This window comes from Martelella radicis (assembly GCF_014196625.1).
In the GTDB taxonomy this organism is placed as follows: domain Bacteria; phylum Pseudomonadota; class Alphaproteobacteria; order Rhizobiales; family Rhizobiaceae; genus Martelella; species Martelella radicis.
On the sequence record NZ_JACIDZ010000001.1, the window covers coordinates 432,459 to 456,676 of the forward strand.

General features: G+C 62.1%; 23 protein-coding genes and 1 riboswitch. Of the genes, 14 read left to right on the forward strand and 9 right to left on the reverse strand.

Annotation, left to right across the window (positions count from 1 at the left end; translation table 11 throughout):
- The first annotated feature begins 135 nt into the window (after positions 1–135).
- From gyrA to GGR30_RS02020, 9 genes are all read left to right on the forward strand, one after another.
- Positions 136–2,934, forward strand: coding sequence for a DNA gyrase subunit A (gene gyrA, locus GGR30_RS01980; RefSeq protein WP_183481846.1), 2,799 nt, complete (start codon positions 136–138; stop codon positions 2,932–2,934).
- Positions 2,935–3,014: 80 nt separating this feature from the next.
- Positions 3,015–3,731, forward strand: a complete 717-nt coding sequence (locus tag GGR30_RS01985) for a methyltransferase (RefSeq protein WP_183481849.1) — start codon at positions 3,015–3,017, stop codon at positions 3,729–3,731.
- Positions 3,732–3,803: 72 nt separating this feature from the next.
- Positions 3,804–4,298, forward strand: coding sequence for a pantetheine-phosphate adenylyltransferase (gene coaD / locus GGR30_RS01990; RefSeq protein WP_183481852.1), 495 nt, complete (start codon positions 3,804–3,806; stop codon positions 4,296–4,298).
- Positions 4,299–4,335: 37 nt separating this feature from the next.
- Positions 4,336–4,914: a peptidylprolyl isomerase gene (locus tag GGR30_RS01995; RefSeq protein ID WP_183481855.1), complete on the forward strand. Its 579-nt coding sequence runs from the start codon at positions 4,336–4,338 to the stop codon at positions 4,912–4,914.
- A 35-nt stretch (positions 4,915–4,949) separates the two neighbouring features.
- Complete coding sequence (locus GGR30_RS02000) at positions 4,950–5,450, forward strand: peptidylprolyl isomerase (RefSeq protein WP_183481858.1); 501 nt, start codon at positions 4,950–4,952, stop codon at positions 5,448–5,450.
- A gap of 126 nt (positions 5,451–5,576) precedes the next feature.
- The gene (gene queA, locus GGR30_RS02005) at positions 5,577–6,653 is read left to right on the forward strand and encodes a tRNA preQ1(34) S-adenosylmethionine ribosyltransferase-isomerase QueA (RefSeq protein WP_183481861.1); all 1,077 of its coding nucleotides are present in this window, start codon (positions 5,577–5,579) and stop codon (positions 6,651–6,653) included.
- The gene (tgt, locus tag GGR30_RS02010; protein WP_183481864.1) at positions 6,650–7,783 is read left to right on the forward strand and encodes a tRNA guanosine(34) transglycosylase Tgt; all 1,134 of its coding nucleotides are present in this window, start codon (positions 6,650–6,652) and stop codon (positions 7,781–7,783) included. The genes queA and tgt overlap by 4 nt, the downstream gene beginning before the upstream one ends.
- Before the next feature lie 144 nt (positions 7,784–7,927).
- On the forward strand, positions 7,928–8,692 hold the full coding sequence (locus tag GGR30_RS02015) for an SDR family NAD(P)-dependent oxidoreductase (protein WP_183481867.1): 765 nt from the start codon (positions 7,928–7,930) through the stop codon (positions 8,690–8,692).
- Positions 8,693–8,816: 124 nt separating this feature from the next.
- The gene (locus GGR30_RS02020; protein ID WP_183481870.1) at positions 8,817–9,263 is read left to right on the forward strand and encodes a MerR family transcriptional regulator; all 447 of its coding nucleotides are present in this window, start codon (positions 8,817–8,819) and stop codon (positions 9,261–9,263) included.
- Positions 9,264–9,478: 215 nt separating this feature from the next.
- Here the strand turns inward: GGR30_RS02020 and GGR30_RS02025 are convergent, their stop codons facing one another.
- On the reverse strand, positions 9,479–9,979 hold the full coding sequence (locus GGR30_RS02025) for an invasion associated locus B family protein (protein ID WP_210287897.1): 501 nt from the start codon (positions 9,977–9,979) through the stop codon (positions 9,479–9,481).
- A 304-nt stretch (positions 9,980–10,283) separates the two neighbouring features.
- Between GGR30_RS02025 and GGR30_RS02030 the strand changes: the two genes are divergently transcribed.
- The 3 genes from GGR30_RS02030 to GGR30_RS02040 are packed head-to-tail and all read left to right on the forward strand — an operon-like array spanning position 10,284 to position 13,474.
- Positions 10,284–11,537, forward strand: coding sequence for an efflux RND transporter periplasmic adaptor subunit (locus GGR30_RS02030; protein ID WP_183482625.1), 1,254 nt, complete (start codon positions 10,284–10,286; stop codon positions 11,535–11,537).
- Between the two features lie 10 nt (positions 11,538–11,547).
- On the forward strand, positions 11,548–12,276 hold the full coding sequence (locus tag GGR30_RS02035; protein WP_183481876.1) for an ABC transporter ATP-binding protein: 729 nt from the start codon (positions 11,548–11,550) through the stop codon (positions 12,274–12,276).
- Positions 12,266–13,474, forward strand: coding sequence for an ABC transporter permease (locus tag GGR30_RS02040; RefSeq protein ID WP_183481879.1), 1,209 nt, complete (start codon positions 12,266–12,268; stop codon positions 13,472–13,474). The genes GGR30_RS02035 and GGR30_RS02040 overlap by 11 nt, the downstream gene beginning before the upstream one ends.
- 162 nt (positions 13,475–13,636) lie before the next feature.
- Here the strand turns inward: GGR30_RS02040 and GGR30_RS02045 are convergent, their stop codons facing one another.
- From GGR30_RS02045 to cysG, 5 genes are all read right to left on the reverse strand, one after another.
- On the reverse strand, positions 13,637–14,449 hold the full coding sequence (locus GGR30_RS02045) for a ferredoxin--NADP reductase (protein WP_183481881.1): 813 nt from the start codon (positions 14,447–14,449) through the stop codon (positions 13,637–13,639).
- A gap of 145 nt (positions 14,450–14,594) precedes the next feature.
- Positions 14,595–15,098 (reverse strand): DUF934 domain-containing protein, encoded by a 504-nt coding sequence (locus GGR30_RS02050; protein WP_183481884.1) that lies wholly within the window; start codon positions 15,096–15,098, stop codon positions 14,595–14,597.
- Between the two features lie 10 nt (positions 15,099–15,108).
- Positions 15,109–16,764: a nitrite/sulfite reductase gene (locus tag GGR30_RS02055; RefSeq protein WP_183481887.1), complete on the reverse strand. Its 1,656-nt coding sequence runs from the start codon at positions 16,762–16,764 to the stop codon at positions 15,109–15,111.
- 1 nt (position 16,765) lies between these two features.
- On the reverse strand, positions 16,766–17,083 hold the full coding sequence (locus tag GGR30_RS02060; RefSeq protein WP_138749094.1) for a DUF2849 domain-containing protein: 318 nt from the start codon (positions 17,081–17,083) through the stop codon (positions 16,766–16,768).
- Complete coding sequence (gene cysG, locus GGR30_RS02065) at positions 17,073–18,524, reverse strand: siroheme synthase CysG (RefSeq protein ID WP_183481890.1); 1,452 nt, start codon at positions 18,522–18,524, stop codon at positions 17,073–17,075. Before cysG ends, GGR30_RS02060 begins: the two co-directional genes overlap by 11 nt.
- A 217-nt stretch (positions 18,525–18,741) precedes the next feature.
- Between cysG and GGR30_RS02070 the strand changes: the two genes are divergently transcribed.
- Together GGR30_RS02070 and mazG are read left to right on the forward strand one after the other, a co-directional pair.
- Complete coding sequence (locus GGR30_RS02070) at positions 18,742–19,329, forward strand: deaminase (protein ID WP_183481892.1); 588 nt, start codon at positions 18,742–18,744, stop codon at positions 19,327–19,329.
- Between the two features lie 26 nt (positions 19,330–19,355).
- Positions 19,356–20,189: a nucleoside triphosphate pyrophosphohydrolase gene (gene mazG / locus GGR30_RS02075; RefSeq protein ID WP_183481896.1), complete on the forward strand. Its 834-nt coding sequence runs from the start codon at positions 19,356–19,358 to the stop codon at positions 20,187–20,189.
- Between the two features lie 80 nt (positions 20,190–20,269).
- Here mazG and GGR30_RS02080 read toward each other — a convergent pair whose 3' ends face one another.
- The 3 genes from GGR30_RS02080 to GGR30_RS02090 all read right to left on the reverse strand — a co-directional run bounded on the left by GGR30_RS02080 (position 20,270) and on the right by GGR30_RS02090 (position 24,140).
- Complete coding sequence (locus GGR30_RS02080; protein ID WP_183481899.1) at positions 20,270–22,468, reverse strand: esterase-like activity of phytase family protein; 2,199 nt, start codon at positions 22,466–22,468, stop codon at positions 20,270–20,272.
- A 95-nt stretch (positions 22,469–22,563) separates the two neighbouring features.
- Complete coding sequence (locus GGR30_RS02085; RefSeq protein WP_183481902.1) at positions 22,564–23,445, reverse strand: DMT family transporter; 882 nt, start codon at positions 23,443–23,445, stop codon at positions 22,564–22,566.
- 95 nt (positions 23,446–23,540) lie between these two features.
- A riboswitch (FMN riboswitch) is annotated at positions 23,541–23,691 on the reverse strand.
- A 173-nt stretch (positions 23,692–23,864) separates the two neighbouring features.
- Positions 23,865–24,140 carry an HU family DNA-binding protein gene (locus tag GGR30_RS02090; RefSeq protein WP_018066007.1) on the reverse strand — a complete coding sequence of 92 codons (276 nt, stop codon included), beginning with the start codon at positions 24,138–24,140 and terminating at the stop codon, positions 23,865–23,867.
- Between the last annotated feature and the right edge of the window lie 78 nt (positions 24,141–24,218).

Sequence of the window (24,218 nt, forward strand, 5' to 3'; positions counted from 1 at the left end):
CTCCGCCGTCAAATCCGAATTAAATCTGACAAAAGCCGTTTCTGTCCACTGCGCAAGGCCCTGCCAAATTGGCGTTCGCCGCAGGATTCGGCTATAAACGCGCGATATGATTCTAGCTTGAGATCGTGATTCATTTTGACTGATCAAACGACACCATCGGGCGGGGGGCTCCCGCCGGGCATCGAGCCCATTTCCATCGTGGAAGAAATGCAGCGCTCCTATCTCGATTACGCCATGAGCGTGATCGTCAGCCGTGCGCTGCCGGACGTGCGTGACGGGCTGAAGCCGGTCCACCGCCGCATTCTCTACGGCATGTCGGAACTCGGCGTCGACTGGAACAAGAAATACATGAAGTGCGCCCGTATCACCGGCGACGTCATGGGTAAGTTCCATCCGCACGGCAATGCCGCGATCTATGACGCGCTGGCGCGTATGGCGCAGGACTGGTCGTTGCGCCTGCCGCTGATCGACGGGCAGGGCAATTTCGGCTCGGTCGACGGCGACCCGCCGGCAGCCGAACGCTATACCGAGTGCCGGCTGCAGAAGGTTGCGCACACCATGCTCGACGATCTCGACAAGGAGACCGTCGATTTCCGCGAGAACTATGACGGCACGCTGTCCGAGCCCGTCGTTCTTCCGGCGAAATTCCCGAATCTGCTGGTTAACGGCGCCGGCGGCATCGCCGTCGGCATGGCGACCAATATTCCGACGCATAATCTCGGCGAAGTGATCGACGGCGCTATCGCGGTGATGGAAAACCCGGCGATCGAACTGCCGGAGCTGATGCAGATCATTCCGGGCCCTGATTTCCCGACGGGCGCGCAGATCCTCGGCCGCGCCGGCATCAAGTCGGCCTACGAGACCGGACGCGGTTCGGTCATCATGCGCGGACGGGCGACGATCGAACCGATGCGCGGCGACCGCGAGCAGATCATCATCACCGAAATTCCCTATCAGGTGAACAAGGCGACGATGATCGAGAAAATGGCCGATCTGGTGCGCGAAAAGCGCATCGAGGGCATTTCCGATCTGCGCGACGAGTCTGACCGCGAAGGCTACCGCGTCGTCATCGAATTGAAGCGCGACGCCAATGCCGACGTCATCCTGAACCAGCTTTACCGCTACACGCCGCTGCAGACCTCGTTCGGCTGCAATTTCGTGGCGCTGAACGGCGGCAAGCCGGAGCAGATGACCCTGCTCGACATTCTGAAGGCCTTCGTCGCCTTCCGCGAGAATGTCGTCAGCCGCCGGACGAAGTACCTGTTGCGCAAGGCGCGTGAACGCGCCCACGTCCTGGTCGGCCTCGCCATCGCGGTCGCCAATATCGACGAGATCATCAACCTGATCCGCCGCGCGCCTGATCCGCAGACGGCGCGCGAGCAGTTGATGGAACGGCACTGGCCGGCGCAGGATGTGGAGGCGCTGATCCGCCTCATCGATGATCCGCGCCACAAGATCAATGATGACGGCACCTATCAGCTTTCCGAGGAACAGGCCCGCGCCATCCTCGAACTGCGCCTGTCGCGCCTGACGGCCCTTGGCCGCGACGAGATCGGCGACGAGCTGAACAAGATCGGCGACGAGATCAAGTCCTATCTTGAAATCCTGTCTTCGCGTGTGCGGATTCAGGAAATCATCAAGGAAGAGATGGTCGCCGTGCGCGACGAATTCGGCACGCCGCGCCGCACCGAAATCCTCGAAGGCGGCCCCGACATGGACGATGAGGACCTCATCGCCCGCGAGGACATGGTCGTTACCGTTTCGCGCAACGGCTACATCAAGCGCGTGCCGCTCAATACCTACCGCGCCCAGCGGCGCGGCGGCAGGGGGCGCGCCGGCATGTCGATCCGCGACGAGGATTTCGTCACCCGCGTGTTCGTTGCCAATACCCACACGCCTGTGCTGTTCTTCTCCTCGCGCGGCATCGTCTACAAGGAGAAGGTCTGGCGTCTGCCGATCGGCACGCCGCAATCGCGCGGCAAGGCTTTGATCAACATGCTGCCGCTGCAGCAGGGCGAGGCGATCACCTCCATTCTGGCGCTGCCGGAAGACGAGGAAAGCTGGGCCGAGCTCGACGTGATGTTCGCCACCACCCGCGGCACGGTCCGCCGCAACAAGCTGTCGGACTTCGTGCAGGTGAACCGTAACGGCAAGATCGCGATGAAGCTCGATGACGAGAATGATCGCATCCTGTCGGTCTGGACATGTACGCCGGATGATGACGTGCTGCTGACGACGGCCATGGGCCAGGCGATCCGCTTCCCGGTCCCCACCATCCGCGTCTTCGCCGGACGAAACTCCATCGGCGTGCGCGGCATCGCGCTGGCAGATGGCGACGAGGTGATCTCGATGACCATCGTCAGCCATAACGACGCCGAGCCGTGGGAGCGCGCCGCCTATCTGAAACGCGCAGCCCTTGAGCGCCGCACCGAGACCGGGGAGGGCGAGGATATCGCGCTTGTCGGCGAGGAAGTCGCGGAAGAGGGCACGCTCAACGATGATCGCTACGAGGAACTGAAGTTCCGCGAGCAGTTCATCCTGACGGTGACGGAAAAGGGCTTCGGCAAGCGTTCGTCGTCCTATGACTTCCGCATCTCCGGCCGCGGCGGCAAGGGCATCCGCGCCACCGACACGTCGAAGACCGGCGAGATCGGACGTCTGGTCGCGGCCTTCCCGGTTCTCGACCGTGACCAGCTCATGCTGGTCACCAATGCGGGACAGCTGATCCGCGTGCCGGTCGACGATATCCGCATCGCCAGCCGTGCCACAAAGGGCGTGACGGTGTTCAAGACCGGGGCCGATGAAAAGGTCGTCTCCGTAGAGGTCATCTCCGAACCCGAGGAGGCCGAACCCGTCGAGGAGGAAGGCGCGGAAGAGGCTTCGGCCGACGGCGCACCCGCCGCCGAGACAGGCGAGGGTGACGGCGACGCCTGAGCGGTTCTTCGCGAATTCAGGAAGCCGGGCTGCTGAGCCCGGCTTTTTTTATCGATCGAGATATCCTGAGGGGTGCCAGCGTGACAGAGAATTCCGCAGCCAAATTTGACCGGTCAAGAGCCGGTGAATATGCCCGCCAGAGCCGTATCGGCCTTGCCGGCTATGACGCCTGCCATGAACTCTCCGCCTGCATGCTGTCTGCCGCAATCGGCGCGGGCAAGCCGGCGCGGCTCCTGATCGTCGGCGCGGGCGGGACAGCGGGCGAGATCATCGAAGCGGCACGTCTGGAGCCAGAATGGCGCTTCGTCGCCGTCGATCCCTCCGAGCCGATGATGGAGCTTGCGCGGTCTTATCTGGCCGAGGCCGATCTATCCGACCGGATCGAGATCGTTCTCGGTTCTGTTTCCGACATCGGGCCGGACGAGCCTTTCGACGCGGCGATCATGATCGGCGTCCTGCACCACCTGCCCGGCGACGCGGCAAAACGCGATATCCTGGCGGAGATTTCAACGCGCCTGAAACCGGACGCCCCGCTGGTTATAGCCGGGAATTATCGTTCCTATGCCTCCGAGCCATTGCTCATGGCGGCCTGGGCCAATCGCTGGCGCCTGCATGGCGAGACCCCCGATGTGGTGGAGCAAAAGATGGGGCGGCTGATCCAGGGCGCCGAGCCGCCTCAATCGGAGGAAGCGGTACTCGCTCTCCTGGCGGAAGCCGGCTTTGTCGGCCCAGTCCGTTTCTTTGCAAGCCTCTTCTGGGGCGCTTGGCTGGCGCGTCGCGAAAACGCGGGCGCATGAACCGCCTGCAAGCGGCTTGCGGCCTGCCACATTCCATGACAAAAGGCCGAGACCGAAACCGAGGCATGACGAATGGCAACGGCTTTTTACCCCGGCTCCTTCGACCCGATGACCAATGGCCACCTCGACGTGGTGCTGCAGGCGCTCAATATCGCCGACAGGCTGGTATTGGGCATCGGCATCAATGCGGGCAAGAAACCGCTTTTCGAATTCGAGGAGCGCGCTGATTTCCTGCGCCGTGCGGTCGCTGAAAACCTGCCGCAAAGAGCGAATGATCTTTCCGTCGTAGCCTTCCAGGGCCTTGCCATCGACGCCGCCCGCAACAATGGCGCCGGCATGATCATCCGCGGCCTGCGCGACAGCACAGATTTCGCCTATGAAATGCAGATGGCCGGCATGAACGGCGCTATGGCGCCGGATATCCAGACCGTATTTTTGCCGGCAAAGCCGGCGTCGCGTCCGATATCGGCCACATTGGTGCGGCAGGTCGCTGCCATGGGCGGCGATGTGGAGCGCTTTGTGCCGGATTTTGTGGCAACCGCGCTGAAGGCGAAATTCCCGCGCTAGAGCCCGGGCAGAGGAAACGACTTTCAAGGAGAAAACCATGAGGAAGACGATTGCTGGACTGGCTGCGGCCACAATGATGACGGCGGCCTCGCTTGCAGGCATGGCACACGCGCAGCAGGGCGAGGACCTTCTGACCCTCAACACGACCGATGGTCCGGTGGTCATCGAGCTTTTCGATGAGGAAGCGCCTGAGAACGTCGCCCGTGTCAAGGAACTGGCCGAGGAAGGCGCTTATGACAATGTGGTCTTTCATCGTGTGATCGGCGGCTTCATGGCGCAGACCGGCGATGTCCAGTTCGGTGATACCGAGGACGGCTTCGATCTCAACAAGGCCGGGATGGGCGGTTCCGACATGCCCGACCTGCCGGCCGAATTCTCCGACATTCCGTTCAAGCGCGGTGTGGTCGGCATGGCCCGCTCGCAGAACCCGAATTCGGCCAATTCGCAGTTCTTCATCATGTTCGCCGATGCCCCGCATCTGAACGGCCAGTACACCGTTATCGGCGAGGTCGTTGAAGGCATGGATAATGTCGACAAGATCAAGAAAGGCGACGCCGCGCAGAATGGCAAGGTCAGCAATCCGGACAAGATCCTGAGCGCGACCGTCAGCCAGTAACCCATTTCGACCTAGCTCAGCCACAGGAGAACCAGATGGCCGAAATCAAAGACCCGGAAAGCACTTTCATCATGGAGACGACCAAGGGAAAGGTCGTCATCGAGGCGTTTCCGAATGTTGCCCCCAAGCATGTCGACCGAATTCGCGAACTGACCCGCGAAGGCGCCTATGACGGCGTCGTCTTCCATCGCGTCATTTCCGATTTCATGGCGCAGGGCGGCGACGTCGAGCATGGCAAGAAGGGCGGCAACGCAGGCCGCGCCGGCACGGGCGGTTCGGACAAGCCGGACCTTCCGGCCGAGTTCTCCTCCGTGCGCCACATTCGCGGCACCTGCTCGATGGCCCGCTCGCAGAACCCGAATTCCGCCAATTCGCAGTTCTTCATCTGCTTCACCGATGCCCCCTGGCTCGACAAGCAGTACACCGTCTGGGGCCAGGTCGTCGAAGGCATGGACGCCGTTGATGCTTTCGAACGCGGCGAGCCCGTACGCAATCCCGACCACATCATTTCGATGAAGGTGGCAGCGGACGTTTGAGGTCGGAGCCACCCTTCAATCTCTCCCCTCAAGGAAGGGGGGAGATTGGTTGGAGCAAAGCTGAGAAGCCACAACCCGCCCGGCCAAGGCCGGCGGGTTTTCGAATTTGAGAAATGTCCTGATACAATGCGTGTAGACCTCTTCGACTTCGATCTTCCGGACGAGAATATCGCCTTGCGGCCCGCAGATCCGCGCGACAGCGCGCGCATGCTGCTGATCCGGCCCGACGGCACGCCGGCACTCGAAGACCGCATCGTCAGTGAATTGCCATCCTTTCTGAAACCCGGCGACGCGCTGGTGTTCAATGATACCAAGGTCATCCCGGCGCAGCTCGAAGGCATTCGAAAGCGCGACGGCGGCGAGGATGTGCCGGTTTCCGCCACGCTGCACTTGCGCAAGGCCGACAATCTCTGGCACGCCTTTGCCCGGCCCGGAAAGCGCATCAAGGTCGGCGACCGCCTTTACTTCGCCGCTGCCGACGGATCGGCCGAGCTGGTGGCCGAGGTAACCGAGAAGCGGGAAGGGGGAGAGGTGGCGCTGACCTTTGCCGCACGTGGTGCTCTCCTCGACGAAGCGCTGATGCGGGTCGGCCATGTGCCGCTGCCGCCCTATATCGCCTCAAAACGCGCCGAGGACGGCAAGGACCGGGATGACTACCAGACCGTCTATGCGCGCGAGAACGGCGCGGTCGCCGCGCCGACAGCCGGCCTGCATTTCACGCCGCGGCTTCTGACCGCGCTGGAGGAAGCCGGCATCGAAAAACATTTCGTCACGCTTCATGTCGGAGCAGGAACGTTCCTGCCGGTCAAGGCCGACGACACCGACGACCACAAGATGCATTTCGAGCGCGGCATCGTGACGCCGGAAACCGCCGAAGCGCTGAACGCGGTCAAGGCGCGGGGCGGTCGGATCGTCTCGGTCGGCACGACCTCGCTGCGGCTGCTGGAAAGCGCCGCCGCGGAAGACGGGACAATCGGCGCCTGGGAAGGCGAGACCGGCATTTTCATCACGCCCGGCTATCGCTTTCGCGCCGTCGATATGCTGATGACCAATTTCCACCTGCCGAAATCGACGCTGTTCATGCTGGTTTCGGCCTTTAGCGGGCTGGACACCATGCGCGCGGCGTATGCGCATGCGATCGGAACCGGCTACCGTTTCTATTCCTACGGCGATTCCAGCCTGCTGTTCAGGAAAGACCGATGAGCGAGACCTTCGAATTCACTCTCAAGGCGACGGACGGCAATGCCCGTCTCGGCGCGATCACCATGCCGCGCGGCGAAATCCGCACGCCGGCCTTCATGCCGGTCGGCACGGCCGGCACTGTGAAGGCGATGTATCTCGACCAGGTGCGCGACCTCGGCGCCGACATCATCCTCGGCAACACGTATCACCTGATGCTTCGGCCTGGAGCCGAACGGGTGGCGCGCCTTGGCGGCCTGCATTCTCTGATCCGCTGGCAATACCCGATCCTGACGGATTCCGGCGGCTTTCAGGTGATGTCGCTGGCCGCCCTTCGCCAGATCGACGAGAAGAAGGGCGTCACCTTCAAGTCGCATATCGACGGCAGCGTGCATCACATGAGCCCCGAACGCTCGATCGAGATCCAGGGGCTTCTGGGTTCCGATATCCAGATGCAACTTGACGAATGCGTCCGGCTTCCGGCGGAGCGGCCGGAGATCGAAAAATCGACCGAGATGTCGTTGCGCTGGGCCGAACGCTGCCGCATCGCCTTTGGCGACCAGCCCGGCAAGGCGATGTTCGGCATCGTCCAGGGCGGCGATATTCCGGATCTGCGTATTCGTTCGGCGCGCGGTCTTGCTGACCTCGATCTCAAGGGTTACGCCGTCGGCGGCCTCGCTGTCGGCGAACCGCAGGACGTCATGCTGGCGATGCTGGAGACCACGCTGCCTGAGTTGCCGACGACAAAGCCGCGCTATCTGATGGGCGTCGGCACGCCTGACGATATCATCAAATCGGTGGCGCGCGGGATCGACATGTTCGACTGCGTGATGCCGACGCGGGCAGGGCGCCACGGCCTCGCCTTCACCCGGCGCGGCAAGGTCAATCTCAGGAATGCCCGTCATGCCGAAGACCTGCGCCCTCTGGACGAGGAAAGCGATTGCCCGGCCGCGCGCGACTATTCCCGCGCCTATCTGCACCACCTCGTGCGCGCCAATGAATCGCTTGCCGGCATGCTGCTGACCTGGAACAACCTGCATTACTATCAGTATCTGATGCAGGGCATCCGTGCTGCTATTGCCGAGGGCCGTTTCGCCGATTTCGTGGGTGAGACCCACCAAGGCTGGGCGCGGGGTGACATTCACGCTCTCTAGGCAATTGGCAGCGCCAAATCGCCGGTCTGAAGATTAATTCGACAAGCCGCTTGACCTTGCCACTAGTGTCAAGCCGCTAGGACAAGGGCCTTATCCGGTCGGGCGATACCCGCCCAGACCTGTTTCAGGAAAGGCATGTCCAAGATGGCTGTTGAAAGAGAATGGCAGGGAAAAGTCGCAATTGTAACCGGAGGGAGTTCCGGTATCGGCAAGGCGACCGCTATCGCGCTCACAGAGCGCGGCGCCAATGTTGTCGTGACCGGGCGTGACCCGCGCAAGCTCGAGGATATGCGCGGTTTGTCAGACGCCGTGATCACGGTCGAAGCAAACAGCGCCGACCCGAAATCCGCCGACGACGCTGTTGAAGCAGCGCTCGCCAGGTGGCAGAGGCTTGATCTCGTGGTCAACAATGCCGGCGCAGGCAGGCCGTTGCCGATCGAATCCTATGATGCGGTCAGCATTTCCGAGATCGCCAATGTCAACATTCTCGGTCCCTCAATGCTCCTCAAAGCCGCGTTGCCGGCACTGCGCAAGACGAGAGGCGCAATCGTGAATATCGGAACCGCAGTCACTCAAGGGGCCGCGCCCGCGCTGGCGCACTATGCCGCCACCAAGGCTGCGCTCGACCATCTGACGAGGTCCTGGGCCGTCGAGCTTGCAGGCGAGGGCATCCGCGTCAATGCAGTCGCGCCCGGCCCGGTCAAGAGCGCAGCGCTGACCGCCATGATGGGCCTTTCCTCGGACGCTGCCGAAGCTATCGAAAGGCAGGAGACATCACAGATACCGCTGGGCCGCCGCGGTGTCACCTCCGATATCGTTCCCTGGATACTGAGCCTCGGCGCTGCTTCGAATGAATGGCTGACGGGACAGGTTATCACCATTGACGGCGGCTGGTCGCTCCGGTCATAGCTCCGATAAGCGCCGGCGGCGCGATTTGCCGCTGGCGCGGTCTTGCGGATCAGTTCCGGCATCAACACCTAAGTCAGGCGGGCCGAGAAGTGCCAGGCAGATGAAGAGACGGAAGAGAAACCCAATGCAGATCAAGGAAGCCGCCGCAAGGCTCGGAATCACGCAGCGCATGCTGCGCCACTACGAGACGGCTGGCCTGATGGAGGCCCGCCGCTTCGAGAATGGATATCGTGATTACAGCGCGTCCGATCTGCGCCGCGCCGAAAGGATTCGCGATCTGATCGAAACCGGTTTTTCCACACGCGAGATCCGGTCGATGGCTGCATGCCTTTCGGATGAGGGCGCGGGCCCTTGCGAGGGCGGCATCACGCAGCTGCTTGCGAAGCTCGAACATATCGACAGGCTTCGAGCCGATCTGGACACCCGGCGCGACGCCGTGCTGAGCCGCATCGCCAGCCTTCGCAAGTCGCTGTCGAAAGGCCATGAGGACGAGGAGGCCTTGGCCGCGGTTTCGGCAAGCCGACCGGAAAGCGCGCCTCGGCAAGCGCCAGTGCATGGCGGCAATTGGTGAGGCTCTCCAGTTTCCCGCGCGATAAGAAAGGTCGCCAGACAGGGAGCAGGACAGAACATGCAGCATCGGAATGCGCCAGGCAGAGCCCGCGTCAAAACCACCCACAGTAAAATCGCATAAGGTAGATTATGGAACTAAAATAGGTCTACGAATACGGCGTGCCCACGCACGGCTTGTCTTCGCGACCGCATGTGGGCACCAAATCGCGCAGCGAATTAGCGCAGAGCATTCAACCTGTTGAAGGCTGCTGTGAAACCTTTGAGTGATGCTGAAATGTCAATCCGATCGCTCCCGTCGATCGGCGTCGCCATGATATGAAGAACGCCTCCATTCTTCAGTCGCTCCAGCATGTTGGCGTCGAATTCGATCGGCACCAGGCAGCCCTGCGGCAGACAGGTCGAGAACCCGAAGGTCGCCCCGGTGCCATCAGTATCGATCGTCATCGTGACGCCCTTAGCCAGCGCAAGGCCAAACGGCATGATGAGCATGCCTTGAGCGCGGTCGGTCGCAGGCGCATTCAATTCGATCGTGAGAACTCGCTGACCGCTGTCCTTGGCGACCTGGCTGTGGATCATCGCGCAACGGTCGGTCGTGCCGTCGGAAACACAGGTCACGCGCCAGTCCTGATAGGTTTCGTTGAGCGAGCTGGCGCCATCCGGCAAGGCCGAGAAAGCCGGATTGACTGGCGCCGCAGCAAGAAGAATAGCCGCGGCCACGGCTGTCGCAAGACGAGTTTTCACCGAATATCTCCCATAAATCCCTGCCCGTCATGGCGCTTGCGGCGCTTCCGGGTTCCTGATTGCATGTATGGATAGCATGATTCGCCCGAGGCTAAATACATGGACGGCTACCCTGGGTTGCCTTCCCTTTGAAATAAAGTTTTATGAAGCCGTCAGTATTCCTTTTGTCCAAGCCGATTTCGTCTGTCCTGCGCTTGCATGCGGGCAGCTTCGTGGCCATAGTCGCGGCAATTCGTTCAATGCGCAGCCCCAGACAGGAGCTCCACCAATGTCCTCCGATATGGACAGAACCGGCCGGCGCGGCGGCCCGGACGCTTATGAGCGACCGCGCCCGCAGGTTCCTGATATTCATGCAATTCTCGGTGATGACAAGCCCGGACGCGGTTTTCGCATCCCCTGGGGGCTGATCATTCTGGTCGTTGTGCTCGTCGGCGGCGGTTACGCCGGATATCGCTATCTTTCCTCCGGCGACCTGCAAATCGTGGCCGCCAAGCCCAGCTATGTCACCGAAGAGGTCGAACGCGGTTCGATGACCGTGACGGTCGCGGCCACCGGTGCGATCGAGCCAACCGTGCGTGTCGATATTTCGAGTGAGTTGTCCGGCACTGTCAAAGCCGTGCGCGCCGATTTCAACAGCGAGGTCGAAGCTGGCGCGGTCTTGCTCGAGCTCGAGACGGATGAGCTGAAGGCCGATATTCTGAGCGCCAAGGCGAAGCTTGCCGCCGCCGAGGCCGACGTCGCCGCAGCCAAATCCGATCTTGAATCCGCGAAGGCGACCATGGAGCGTACGCGTACGCTGGCCGAGCGCGATGTGGCGCCGCGTCAGGAGCTCGAGGATGCCCAGTTCGCCCATGCGGCGGCCCTTGCCGACCAGCAGAGCGCCGAAGCGCGCCTTGCCGTCGCCAAGGCGGAGCTCGAGCTTGCGGAATTGCGCCTCAGCAAGGCGACGATCCGATCGCCGATCGACGGCGTCGTGCTCTATCGCAATGTCGATGTCGGCCAGACCGTGGCGGCCTCGCTGGAGGCCCCTACTCTCTTCGTGATTGCCGGCAATCTGACGGAGATGGAGCTTCGGGTGAATGTCGATGAGGCGGATGTTGGTCAGGTCAGACCGGGGCAAAAAGCCTCGTTTACCGTCGAAGCCTTTCCCGGGCGGCGGTTTCCGGCCGAAATCCGCTCCATCCGCTACGCATCGGAGGTCAACAGCGATGTCGTGACCTACAAGGCCGTTCTCGCCGTCGACAATTCCGACCTTCTGCTGCGTCAAGGCATGACGGCGACGGCCGACATTCTCGTCGATGAGACGCCGGACGCGATTCTCGTGCCGAATGCGGCCATGCGTTTCACGCCGCCAAATATGACGGCTGGCTCATCGGAAGGCGACGAGCGCACCGTGTGGATATTGCGCAACGGCGAACCAATGCCGATCGAGATCACGGTAGGCGCCAGCAATGGCAGCGCTTCGGCGGTTGTCGACGGAGACCTTCGCGCCGGCGACAAGGTCATCATCGGCACAGGTCGAAACGGGCAATGAGGGCAGGATCATGACGACGGCGCCGCTTATCGAATTTCGCAACGTCTACAAGACCTATGGCACCGGAGAGGCCGAGATCGTCGCGCTCAACGGCGTCGATTTCGCAATCGAGGCCGGTGAATTCGTGTCGATCATGGGGCCGTCCGGTTCGGGAAAGTCGACGGCAATGAACATTCTCGGCTGGCTCGACCGGCCAACCAGCGGGCAGTTCTACTTCCAGGGGGTCGACACAACGGAGCTCAAGACCGCGAAACTAACGCTGCTGCGCCGCCATCTGCTGGCTTTCGTCTTTCAGCGCTACAATCTTCTGCCCCGATCCTCGGCGGTGGAAAATGTGGAACTGCCGCTGCTTTATCGCGGCATCAACCGGCGCGAAAGGCGCGAGCGGGCGGAGTTCGCGCTCTCCCAGGTCGGCCTTGCCGACCGCCTCGACCAGCGCACGCAGGAGCTTTCCGGCGGTCAGCAGCAACGCGTTGCGATCGCGCGCGCGCTGATCACCGAACCTGCCGTGCTTCTCGCCGACGAGCCGACCGGTAGCCTCGATACGCGCACAAGCAACGAGATCATGGAGCTGATTACGGGGCTGAACACGGAAATCGGGATCACGGTGGTCATGGTCACGCATGAGGAGAACGTGGCGCGTTACGCGAGCCGGCGGATGCAGTTCCTCGACGGCACGCTGGAACGCGGTTACCGCCCGGGCCGAAGCGAAAGACAGGAGAGCGGCCATGTTTCTTGAGATGATCAAGCTTGCCCTGCGCGCGGTCCGGCGCAATCTGCTGCGTTCGTTTCTGACCGTTCTCGGCGTGGTTATCGGCGTCTCCGCCGTGATCGCCATGGTCACGATCGGCAACGGCACTGCCGAGCAGGTGCGCAGCGAAATCGCGCGTCTTGGAACCGATATCCTGTTCGTGAGGCCGGGACAGCGCGCGCCCGGCGCGCCGGCCGAGGCCGCCAAGGGTTTCACCGAGCGCGATATCGCGGCGCTGCGCAACCAGGTCCCGGACCTGCGGGCCGTGGCGCCGCAGAATGTCTCGACCGTTACCGTAGTCGCGGAAGGCGAAAACCGCAGAACGACGGTGATCGGCACGAATGACGACTTTCTCGCTGCGCAGGACTGGACGATCGAATCCGGCAGCGACTTTTCCGGCGCGGCTGCAGAAGGCGGTGGCGATACGGCCTGCATTCTCGGCGAGACCGTGCGGCGCGCGCTTTTCGCCGAGCGCGATCCTGTCGGTGGCAATGTGCGCGTCGGCAATGTCTCCTGCGCGGTGATCGGCACGCTTCGCGAGAAGGGCGAAAGCAGTATGGGCCGCGACCAGGACGATATCGTCCTGATGCCGATCAGCGCCTTCCAGCGTCGCGTCGGCGGCGACAGCTATATCGAGAGCATTCTGCTCGCCGCGCGCGATGGCGTGTCAACGCAGAAACTGGAGGCCGATGTGACCGCCCTGCTCCGCCAGCGGCGCAACATCCAGCCCGGTCAGGCCAGCGACTTCGAGGTCAATGACATGACCGAGATCGCCAATGCGGTGACGGGGACGAAAAGCCATCTGACAGGCATGCTCACCGCCGTTGCGGCCGTCAGCCTGCTTGTCGGCGGCATCGGCATCATGAACATCATGCTGGTGTCGGTCACCGAGCGCACCCGCGAGATCGGGCTGAGACTGACCGTCGGAGCGCTCGAGCGACAAGTGCTGCTGCAATTCATCATCGAGGCCGTGGTGCTGTCGCTGCTCGGCGGCATTGTGGGCGTGGTCGCCGGTCTCGCCGTCGCCTATGCTGTGGTGCAGTATCTGGCTGTGCCCTTCGTCATCGCCCCATGGATGATCCTCGGCGCCTTTGCCTTCTCAGCGCTGATCGGCATCATTTTCGGCTATTTTCCGGCCCGCCGCGCCGCCCGCATGAACCCTATCGAGGCGCTGCGCCACGAATAAAGGAGCGGAAGCCAGGGCCGCCGGTCTCCGCCTGAAAACGTCTGCCCTCGCTAAAGCAGCTCGCAGCCAGATGGAAACATCTGACTGCGAAAATTCGTCAAACAAATACATAGAACGTTTCCGCGGTTCCGTGAAAGGCTGATCCGTTCCGGTGTGGGAAAACTACCCCACGAAAGCGCGTTCGATCACGAATTCGGAAGGCTTGTTGTTCGCGCCCTCATCCATACCGGCGGCTTCCAAAAGGGCCTTGGTGTCCTTCAGCATGTCGGCGGAACCGCAGATCATGCCGCGATCCGTTTCCGGGTTCAGCGGCGGCAGGCCGAGGTCTTCGAACAACTTGCCGCTTGAGATCAGGTCGGTGATCCGGCCGGTGCGCTCGAAGGGTTCACGCGTAACGGTGGCGTAGTGCGTGAGCTTGTCGCCGACGACCTCGCTCAGAAGCTCGTCATTGCGGATTTCGCTGACAAGATCGAAACCGTATTGCAGTTCCGCCACTTCCCGGCAGGTATGGGTCAGGATCACCTCATCGAACTTCTCGTAGGTTTCCGGTTCGCGGATCAGGCTGGCAAAGGGCGCGATCCCGGTGCCCGTGGAGAACATGTAGAGGCGCTTCGCCGGCGTCAGCGCATCGAGCACCAGCGTGCCAGTCGGTTTCTTGCGCATCAGCACGATGTCGCCGTCCTGGATGTTCTGCAGGTGCTGGGTCAGCGGGCCGCCGGGGACCTTGATCGAGAAGAACTCCAGTTCCTCGGCCCAGGATGGGCTTGCAATCGAATAGGCGCGATAGACCGGTTTGCCGTCGACCATCAGCCCGATCATGGCGAATTCGCCCGAGCGGAAGCGAAAACCGTCGGGCCGCGTCATGGTAAAGCGGAACAGACGGTCGGTATAATGCTGAACGCTCAGCACCTTCTCGCCATAAACCCCGGCGGGCAGCGTGGCGGCAAATTCCTCGGTCGTGGCTTGCATGTTCATGTCGACGTCTCGTCCTGTCTGCTGAACGCCGGGCTGGGACCGGCGCAATCAAAATTTTGCGCATTCGCGACTGTCTACGGGCTCAAATAATACCCTTGGCGAAAGATTGCAAAGGCGCCGGCCCTAAAAAACCTGCCAGCGACCGTCATATTTTCGCGACCCGACGCCAGCTATAGCCGCCCGGCGCGGCAGCGTTGCGGACGGAGGGCTGGTAATGACGGTTGACGGCCGGAAGCCGACCGTCTTTCAGGCGGTTGATGGCCGTGGCGTTGGTAACAGCGAAACTGTCGAAGCCGCAACGCAACATCAGCACCAGAGGATCGATCAAAACGTCGCCCACAGCGCGCAGCTCTCCCTTGTATCCAAGCCGCTCGCGCAACAATGTCGCCTGCGAAAAGGCGCGGCCGTCGCTGAAGGCTTTGAAGGTGAGGGCGATGATCTCGATGCGGTCGAGATAGGGTTTTAGCCTGGTCGGGTCATCGAAGGGACCTAGAACAACCCCTCCCCCTTCATCGCCGGCACGCCCGTTCTCAAGCACCTCCGCGAGCGGCAAGAGCACGCGTTCGCCCTCGCCCGCCTTGCGGTCTTCAGTTTCGACCACCCAGGGATCGTCTTCGATGAAGCCCGTTTCTTTCCATATCGTCGTCATTGACAATTCCTCATGCCGCCTTGGCTTTTTCCGGATAAAGCGCGTCCTTGAAAGGCTGCGCGCCAAGCCTGCGATAGGCCTCGATGAATGTCTCGCTGTTGTCGTGGCGCAAATGCAGATAGGTGTCCACGATGGTTTCCACCGCATCGGTCACCTTTTCCGGCTCGAAGCCGCGTCCGACGATCTCGCCGATCGAGGTGTTCTCATCAGCGGAGCCGCCGAGCGTGATCTGGTAGAGCTCAGCCCCCTTCTTCTCCACGCCCAGAAGGCCGATATGGCCGACATGGTGATGGCCGCAGGCATTGATGCAGCCGGAGATCTTGATCTTCAGATCGCCGATTTCCGCCTGGCGCGCAGGATTGCCGAAACGCTCGGAAAGCTGCTGGGCCAGCGGAATGGAGCGCGCATTGGCGAGCGCGCAATAGTCAAGCCCGGGACAGGCGATGATATCGGTGATCAGTCCTGCATTGCCGGTCTCAAGACCCGCCTCCTTCAGCGCCGCATAAACGGCCTGCAGATCGGCGCGGGCGACATGCGGCAGGACGAGGTTCTGCTCGTGGCTGACGCGAATTTCGTCAAAGGCAAAGCGCTCGGCGATATCGGCGACGGCTTCCATCTGCGCGTCGGTCGCATCGCCCGGAATGCCGCCGATGGGTTTCAGCGAGATGGTGACCATGGCGTAGTCATCGCGGCTGTGGGCAGCGGTGTTGCGCGTCAGCCAGTCGAGATAGCCGCTGTCTGCTGTATCGAAGCGATCGCGCTCGCGTTCGGGGAGTTCGGGAAGAGCAAAATACCTGCGAATGGCCTCGATATCGCCGTCAGGTAGCGTCAGTTCGCCGTTCTTCAGCGCCTCGAACTCGCGCTCGATATCCGTCTTCAGCTCCTCAAGGCCGGTCTCGTGGACCAGGATCTTGATTCGCGCCTTGTACTTGTTGTCGCGGCGACCGTTCAGATTGTAAACGCGCAGGATCGCCGTCGCATAGGCCAGAAGGTCGGCCTCCGGCAGGAAATCACGTACCTTCTTGGCAATCATCGGCGTGCGTCCCTGCCCGCCTCCGATATAAACGGCAAAGCCGAGTTCGCCAGCTTCGTTCTTCTTCAGATGCAGGCCGATGTCATGCACCTGAATGGCCGCGCGATCACGCTCGGCGCCCGTCACCGCGATCTTGAACTTGCGCGGCAGGAAGGAAAATTCCGGATGCAGCGACGACCATTGCCGCAGGATTTCCGCATAGGGACGCGGATCGGCGACCTCGTCGGCGGCAGCGCCGGAGAAATGATCGGCCGTGACATTGCGGATGCAATTGCCCGACGTCTGGATCGCATGCATCTCGACCTCGGCGAGATCGCTCAGGATTGCCGGAATGTCCTCCAGCTTCGGCCAGTTGAACTGGATGTTCTGACGCGTGGTGAAATGGCCGTAACCCCGGTCATATTTGCGCGCGATATGGGCGAGCATCCGCATCTGCCGACCGTTCATCGTGCCATAGGGCACGGCGATCCGCAGCATGTAGGCGTGTAGCTGCAGGTAGACGCCGTTCATCAGCCTCAGCGGCTTGAACTGGTCCTCGGTGATTTCGCCCGAAAGCCGGCGCTCCACCTGATCGGTGAACTGCGCGACGCGCTCGCGAACAAAATCATGGTCGAATTCGTCGTAGCGATACATGTCACGCCTCCACATGTTCGGGTTTGGCAGGGGCATAGCCCGCTGCATAGGGGATGGTCGGGCCTTCGGCGCGAATGCGCTCGCGCAGCCTGACCGGCCAGATCCGGCCATCGGGCCGCTCGTCGACGTCGATCACGGCAACATCAACGATCAGATTGCCGGAGAAGTCGCGCTTGCCGATCTCGTCCAGGCTTTCAATAGCGGCTTCGTGGCGGGCGACGAGCGCATGCTGCAGATCGCGCGTCCAGCGACCGTTGGCGTCGAGCCAGACGGCAAGGCCATCGGTCAGGCGGTTGGCGGTCAGAACCTTAGCGGACATGGAGGGCTCCCGTGAATTTCTCTTCGACAAGATTGTTGTTGAGCGCGAGCGCGCTCGAATTCTCAAGACTGGCGCCTGCGACCGCATCGCCGATGATCACCATGACCGGTCCCGTCAGGTCCTCGCGCGCTTCAAGCTGCGGCAGTTCGGAAAGGACGCCATGGAACAGCCGGCGGTTCTTGCGGCTGGCATTCTCGACGACGGCGATCGTGGTGTCGGCGGGAACGCCCGCTTCCTGCAGCCGGGCGCCGAGCTTTGCGGCAACGGAACGGCCCATATAGACGGCAATGGTGGCACCCCGGACCGCAAGTGCGGCCCAGTCCGGCAAGGTGTCGCCATTAAGGTCGTGGCCGGTCGTAAAAACCAGTGTGGAGGCAACGCCGCGCAGCGTCATCGGCAGGCCGAAGTCGGCGGCAGCGGCGGAAGCGGAGGTGATGCCGGGCACCACTTCATAGGAAACGCCGGCAGCCCTGAGCGCGGCCATCTCCTCGCCGGCCCGGCCGAAGATCAGCGGATCGCCGGATTTCAGGCGCACGACGCGCTTGCCTTCCTTGGCAAGTTTCACCAGCAGGTCGTTGATTTCATTCTGCGACTTCGAATGGCAGTTCTTGCGCTTGCCGACGGAGATGCGCTCCGCGTCGCGTCGTCCCATATCGACGACAGCCTGCGGCACCAGCGCGTCGTAGGCGATCACATCGGCCTCCATCAGCAGTCTGTGGGCGCGGATCGTCAGCAGGTCTTCCGCCCCCGGCCCCGCGCCGACAAGCGCGACATGGCCCGACACGGCGGAGCCGTCGGAGATGATCTCGTCGGCGAGGCATTCGGCCTCCAGAAGGCGACCCTTTTCGACGGCGCCTGCGACCGAGCCGTTGAAGAAACGCGACCAGAAGGCCCGCCGCGCCGCGCCGCGCGGAATGTTGGCGTCCACCTTGTCGCGCAGATTGGCGGCAAGCCGCGCCAGCGGCCCGAGCGAACGCGGCAGCATGGTGTCGATCTGGGCCCGGATCATCTGCGCCAGCACCGGCCCAGCCCCTTCCGTGCCGATGGCAACGGCCACCGGCGGACGGGCAACAAGCGCGGGCGTATAGAAATCACAGTCTTCCTTCTGGTCGACGGCATTGACCGGAACGGAAAGCGCGCGGGCGCAGTCGGCGATCAAATGGTCCTGCCCCGGCTCGCCGGTTGCAGCGAAGGCGAGAACCGCGCCGTCAAGCTGCTCGGCGGCAAAGGGAGCCTCGACCAGGCTAGCGCCATGCTCGGCCAGAAAGGCACGGTAGTCCTCGTCAGGGTTTTCGCCATAGGCGGCAATCTCTGCGCTCGTCTTCGCCATCAGCCGGGCCTTGGCATAGGCCTCCGCGCCGGAGCCGAAAATCGCGACCTTGCGGCCCTCAACCCTGAAAAATGCCGGAAAAGCCGACAGCAATTCTTCTTTAGCGACCATCTCTGACCAGTCCTTCCTTAGTTCCAGGAATGATGGCCTTCGACGCCCTTTCCTTGAAGGAACGAAAGTGCGCGGCTATGGCTGCAGAAACATTTCATTCCTCAATTCGCCCATCGAGACAGCAAATTTAACTGCAGCTCGCATACGCTCCCTTGCGCACGCTTTGATTGCCATCTTAACTGGCTGCAGCAAAAGCCTGCCACAAAGGGGACCATGAATGAGCGATGCGCGATTGACCCAACGTCTGCTGGACGTCATCGAAAATGACATCCTCCCTCTTACTGCCAGAGGTGTGCAGACCGGCAACAAGGTCTTCGGTGCCGCCATATTGAAGAAATCGGACCTTTCCCTTGTCATTGCCGGCACCAATGACGAGACCTCCAACCCGCTCTGGCATGGCGAGGTGCATACGCTGAAGCAGTTCTACGAATTGCCGGAGAAACCCGACACGAAGGAGCTTCTGTTCCTCTCCACCCACGAACCCTGCACCATGTGCATGTCGGCGATCACCTGGGCCGGGTTCGATAACTATTTCTACTTTTTCAGCCACGAGGATTCGCGCGACAGCTTCGGCATTCCCCATGACCTGAAGATCATGAAGGAACTCTACGGGCTCGAGCCCGGCGGCTACCGGCGGCACAACGCCTTCTTCGACGCCCGTTCGATCGTGGATATGGCAGAGGCCGCCGATGAACCGGACCGCACCCGCTTCCTTCGACAGATCGAAAGGATCAAGGCGACCTACGCGCTTGCGTCGAACACCTACCAGTCGCATAAGGGCGAGACTAACATCCCGCTTGGGTGACATTTCCGACGCAACGGAGCATTCCCTTGGAGCCTTCCCGAGACATCACTCGCCTTATCGACATCATGGCAGCCCTTCGTGATCCGGATACCGGCTGCCCCTGGGACATCAAGCAGGACTTCGAAACGATCAAACCCTACACGATCGAGGAGGCCTATGAGGTGGCCGACGCGATCGAGCGCAAGGACTTTGACGATCTCTGCGACGAACTGGGCGATCTCCTGCTACAGGTCGTCTATCACGCCCGCATGGCGGAGGAGGACGGCCTTTTTGCCTTCGGCGATGTGGTGCATGCGGTCACGGCAAAAATGATCCGCCGCCACCCGCATGTCTTTGCCCGCAACGAGGCCGATACGCCCGAGGCGGTGAAGATCCAGTGGGACGAGATCAAGCGGCAGGAAAAGGCCGATCGTGCAGCGCGGCGCGCAAAGGCCGGTGTCACCGAAGATTTCAAGGCGGGCCATCTCGGCAATGTCCAGCGCAGCTTCCCTGCCCTGACCGAGGCCCTGAAACTGCAGGAACAGGCCGCCCGGGTCGGTTTCGACTGGTCGGAACCCGAGCCGATCCTCGACAAGTTCGAGGAAGAAATCGGAGAGTTGCGTCAGGCTCTCTCGAGCGGCGATCAGGGAAAGATCGCGGACGAACTTGGTGACCTCATCTTCGCCGCCGTCAATCTCGGTCGCCACACGAAGACGGATCCAGAACAGGCGCTGCGCGGGACCAACACCAAGTTCAGGCGCCGGTTCGGCCATATCGAGCGCTCGCTCGAGGAAAACGGCGAAAGCCTCGACGACGCCACGCTGGAACGCATGGAAGCGCTCTGGCAGGATGCCAAGGCGATCGAACGCAGGCTGAAGTAGGTCGGAATGGAAAAGGCCGCAGCGCCTTTCGCGCCGCGGCCTCTCTTATCAGGAACGGGCCTATTGCCGGCCTCGTCTCGTTACATCTTCATCGGAACCGTGAAGAACAGCGTCTCGCCGGAGCTGTCGTCGACGCCGTCATTGTCGGTCACGGCATAGGCCGTGCCGTCGGCGGCGATAGTGAAGCCCTCGATCTTGTCGACGACATAGCCGTTGGTGGCCGACTTCATCAGCGGCAGAAGGTCGACGACTTCCTGCTTTTCGACGACGGGAAGTTCCGAGCCGATCGCGGCCGGCTTCATGTCGGCAAGCGAAACCTTGAACAGCTTCTTGACCTTCGCGGCAGCGCCGATCTGGTTGTCACGCTCGACGATATAGACATTGTCGCCATTGACGGTGATTTCCGACAGGCCCATCCAGCCCTTTTCCGGCGTTTCCAGCGGATAGGAGACCGCGCCCCATGCGCCCGTTGCCGGCGTATAGGCCAGAAGCTTGACGAAGCCCTTGGCGTCATCGGCCCATTCGCGCTGAACGGCCATCCACAGCGTCAGGTCATCGCCCTCGCCCACCGTGGTGATGCCTTCCATGCCGAAGCGCGTCTGGTTGGCCAGCAGTTCCTCCGGCAGGTCGATGGTTTCGGTGATCTCGCCCGTGCCGTCGATGTGGAGAACCGCATGCGACACGTCCTTGTCGGGATTGCCTTCAGACGCCAGCCAGAAGCCGCCCTTGCCGTCGACGGCAACGCCTTCGAGGTCGAGCTTTTCGGCCGGCTCGCCGTTACGGGTCACGCGGATCGCGTCGGTGATCAGCGCCGGCTTTTTCGAAGCGTCGATGATGAAGACCGAAGGCTGGCCCGAATAGAAGCTGTCATTGACGGCATAGAGCTTCGAGGCGTCCGCCGGGTCGGCGGCAAGGCCGGAGAGCGCGCCGAAGCCGATCAGCGGATCGCGGGAAACGTCGGAAGCGATCTGCGGATAGTCCGCCTCGCCCTCTTCATAGGCGTAGAGCATCACATGGGCGCGTACGCCGCCGTCAGGGCCGAGGTCTTCTTCATTGGCCGTCACCAGCAGGTTGCGGGCCGGAATGGCGACGCCGCTTTCCGGGCCGATGCCCGACGGCAGAAGCTGGACGAGCTCCGGCGCGTCCTGAACGTTGTCATTGTAGACGCCGACGACCGAACCGCGCTCGGACATGACGAAGAGGTAGTTGGTATCGCCGTACTGGCCAACGATCAGGCCTTCCGGTTCCACGCCCTTCTTGCCGGCGCGCTTGTCCGGGAAGTGGCCGATGGCAGCGACGGCGCGTTCGAAGGACGATCCGGCCTCGTGCAGCAATTCGCCGGCATCGGAGAAGATCGAGAAGCCGCGCGAACCACCCTTGTAGTCGCCCTCATTGGCGATGACGAAGCGGTCATTGTCGAGCCACTTGACGGTGTCGGGCTCGCGCGGAACGTCGTTCAGCGAACCGGTAAAGTCGAGCTTGCCGTCCTTCTCTGTGTCGATGCCCGTCAGGTCGACCGTGCCGGCGGAGAAGTGAGCCTTCACCGCGCCGGTATTGCCATCGACGATGGCAATACCGTTGTTTTCCTGCATGGTCACGACGATCTCGTTTTCGTCGTTGATGTCGATGAACTCCGGTTCCGGATCGCTCGGCGCGGTCAGCTCCTCGAAGCCGGTCATGGCAACATGCTTCGTGGTGGCGCAATCGGCGGCGCCGTCCTTCAGCGAAATGATCACCAGGTCGCCGGCCGGCATCTGCGGGATCTCGCCATCGTTCAGGTCCTCGTCGCGCTCGTTCTCGATGGCGATGGCGACGATCGAGCCATCGGGAGACACGGCGACCGAATCGGGCTGGCCGCCGAGGTCGCACTGCGCCTCGACGGTCTTCGACGCGATGTTGATGACGCCGAGGAAGCCGGAGGGCGCGGTGAAGCTTTCCGAGGTGTTGACGCCGACAAAGGCCTTGGCGCCGGATACGGCAACCGAGGTCGGCTCGCCGTCAAGCTTGACGATACCGGCAGGCTTCGGCGCACGCGGGTCCTTGATGTCGATGAAACCGACGGCTTCCAGTGGGCTGTCGGAATAGACGAGCATGTTGCCGTCCTCGGTCGCGGTGATGATCTCCGCAGAGGTGGCGCTCATGGCGTCCATGTCGACGGGCAGGTTCTCGTTGACCGGGAATACGGCGATGCGGTTGAAGACCGGGTCGGCGGATGCCGGAATGGCGGCCGATGCGAGAAGTGCGGCGGAAAGCGCCGCACCGGAAAGGCGCAGTTTCATGGGTTTCCCTCCTGGGCTTGAAATACCGGAGGGTTGTGCGTCATGCCCGTGACAGGACGATAACGTCTTGATGACGCGGGCATGACAGATTTGTCTCAGCGCTCCCGCCTGCGCTCGATCATCATGATGGAGAGCGACGCGCCGAGGATCATCAGTCCGCCGACCCAGAACAGCGCGTCGGGCGCAAATCCGAAGACCAGCCAGCCGCCGAGCACGTTGAGCGGCAACTTGAGGTCATCGAAGGGCTGGACGTAAGCTGCGTCCGCGCTGGAATAGGCGAGCGTCAGGAAATACTGCGCCAGCACCGTCATCAGCCCGAGCGCCAGCATGATCCAGATCGCGTCGCCCATGGGCACGGCGAAGCCGCCGCCGACCGCGACAAGGGCGTTGATCGGCGTCAGCAGCATCAGCAGCCAGACGGTGATCGATTCCGGCCTCTCATGCGCCGTCAGCTTCTTGGTGATCAGCGATGTTCCGCCCCACAGCAGCGCGGAGAGAACCGGCAGCAGCGCCGCCCAGGTAAAGCTCGCCGACCAGGGCTGGAGGATCAGCAACGCACCGGAAAAGCCGACGGCCGTCGCAATCCAGCGCGACGGACCGACGCGTTCGCCCAGAAACAGCTTGGCGCCGACGATGATGAAGAAGGGCGACGTCATCACCAGGGCGATCGCCTGGCTGATCGGGACCGACTGAAGACCGAACACCCAAGCCTGCACGCCGAGCGCGGAAAGCGCCACGCGGACGATGTGCTGGCCGGGATAGGCGGTGCGCATCACTTTCAGCCCGGTGCGCCACAGATACGGAATGGCAAAGAGAAAGGCGATGCCATACTGCCAGAAGGCAACGGATGAGGAGGCAAAGCCCATTTTCATGGTCAACTGCTGGATCAGCACATTGGCCGCGGCATAGACCACGCCGGCGAGCACCATCCAGAATGCGCCGGTCAATGCGGGGGAACGATAGATTGCCTTGTCCATGCCTGTCTCGATCCTTCATGGCGCTCAAAAAACGCGCGGAATGCGGGACGACGCATGGCGCCGGCGGCAATCGACAAGGCGATGCTTCCGGCAGCTTGCATTCTCTATCTTCCGGACTGTGACCGTCGGCTCCGGTTTCTCACCGGATCTGCTGACCCTTTCCGGCAATGTCCGGAAAGACGCTCGCGGGCTCGCGCCGAAACGCATACCGCCGGTGGGGAATTTCACCCCGCCCCGAGAATGTGCCGCAGAGAGGGTTCCTCCCTGCAGCGTTGTTGTGCGCCAGATTTAGTCAACGCGCGGGGGTCCGGCAAGTGCTATCTGGCGCGCGCTTCGGTAACTGAGCGTCAACAAAACGGTCAACAAAAAACCCGGAGCGAGACGCTCCGGGTCGATACTCCGTCAGAAGACGGCAGAAATCACGAGTTGCAAGCTTCCTTGAGACCCTTGCCGGCCGTGAACTTCGGAACGTTGCGGGCCGGGATATCGACCTCGGCGCCCGTCGACGGGTTGCGGCCCTTGCGCGCTGCGCTGTGCGAAACGGTGAAGGCGCCGAAGCCGGCCAGGCGAACTTCGCCGCCGTTCTTCAGTTCGCCCTGCACGGCGTCGAATACGGCGTCGACAGCAGAAGCGGCATCGGTTTTGGACAGACCGGCCTTTTCGGCAACGGAGGCTACGAGTTCACTCTTGTTCATGTTTCCACCCTTTCTCAAATGGTTCGAAACGGATCTCTTGTTTCTCGGGCGTCGGCCACGCTGCGACCGCCGCCCGCT

What these genes read in the sequence shown, in the direction of transcription:
- GGR30_RS02015 (WP_183481867.1), top strand. Translation starts at nt 7,928, where the DNA reads ATGGCTGTTGAAAGAGAATGGCAGGGAAAAGTCGCAATTGTAACCGGA.
- cysG (WP_183481890.1), bottom strand. Translation starts at nt 18,524, where the DNA reads ATGGTCGCTAAAGAAGAATTGCTGTCGGCTTTTCCGGCATTTTTCAGG.
- GGR30_RS02055 (WP_183481887.1), bottom strand. Translation starts at nt 16,764, where the DNA reads ATGTATCGCTACGACGAATTCGACCATGATTTTGTTCGCGAGCGCGTC.
- GGR30_RS02045 (WP_183481881.1), bottom strand. Translation starts at nt 14,449, where the DNA reads ATGAACATGCAAGCCACGACCGAGGAATTTGCCGCCACGCTGCCCGCC.
- GGR30_RS02085 (WP_183481902.1), bottom strand. Translation starts at nt 23,445, where the DNA reads ATGGACAAGGCAATCTATCGTTCCCCCGCATTGACCGGCGCATTCTGG.
- tgt (WP_183481864.1), top strand. Translation starts at nt 6,650, where the DNA reads ATGAGCGAGACCTTCGAATTCACTCTCAAGGCGACGGACGGCAATGCC.
- GGR30_RS02070 (WP_183481892.1), top strand. Translation starts at nt 18,742, where the DNA reads ATGAGCGATGCGCGATTGACCCAACGTCTGCTGGACGTCATCGAAAAT.
- GGR30_RS02060 (WP_138749094.1), bottom strand. Translation starts at nt 17,083, where the DNA reads ATGTCCGCTAAGGTTCTGACCGCCAACCGCCTGACCGATGGCCTTGCC.
- GGR30_RS01995 (WP_183481855.1), top strand. Translation starts at nt 4,336, where the DNA reads ATGAGGAAGACGATTGCTGGACTGGCTGCGGCCACAATGATGACGGCG.
- GGR30_RS02035 (WP_183481876.1), top strand. Translation starts at nt 11,548, where the DNA reads ATGACGACGGCGCCGCTTATCGAATTTCGCAACGTCTACAAGACCTAT.
- coaD (WP_183481852.1), top strand. Translation starts at nt 3,804, where the DNA reads ATGGCAACGGCTTTTTACCCCGGCTCCTTCGACCCGATGACCAATGGC.
- GGR30_RS02030 (WP_183482625.1), top strand. Translation starts at nt 10,284, where the DNA reads ATGGACAGAACCGGCCGGCGCGGCGGCCCGGACGCTTATGAGCGACCG.
- GGR30_RS02050 (WP_183481884.1), bottom strand. Translation starts at nt 15,098, where the DNA reads ATGACGACGATATGGAAAGAAACGGGCTTCATCGAAGACGATCCCTGG.
- queA (WP_183481861.1), top strand. Translation starts at nt 5,577, where the DNA reads ATGCGTGTAGACCTCTTCGACTTCGATCTTCCGGACGAGAATATCGCC.
- GGR30_RS02090 (WP_018066007.1), bottom strand. Translation starts at nt 24,140, where the DNA reads ATGAACAAGAGTGAACTCGTAGCCTCCGTTGCCGAAAAGGCCGGTCTG.
- GGR30_RS02040 (WP_183481879.1), top strand. Translation starts at nt 12,266, where the DNA reads ATGTTTCTTGAGATGATCAAGCTTGCCCTGCGCGCGGTCCGGCGCAAT.
- GGR30_RS02080 (WP_183481899.1), bottom strand. Translation starts at nt 22,468, where the DNA reads ATGAAACTGCGCCTTTCCGGTGCGGCGCTTTCCGCCGCACTTCTCGCA.
- GGR30_RS02020 (WP_183481870.1), top strand. Translation starts at nt 8,817, where the DNA reads ATGCAGATCAAGGAAGCCGCCGCAAGGCTCGGAATCACGCAGCGCATG.
- GGR30_RS02000 (WP_183481858.1), top strand. Translation starts at nt 4,950, where the DNA reads ATGGCCGAAATCAAAGACCCGGAAAGCACTTTCATCATGGAGACGACC.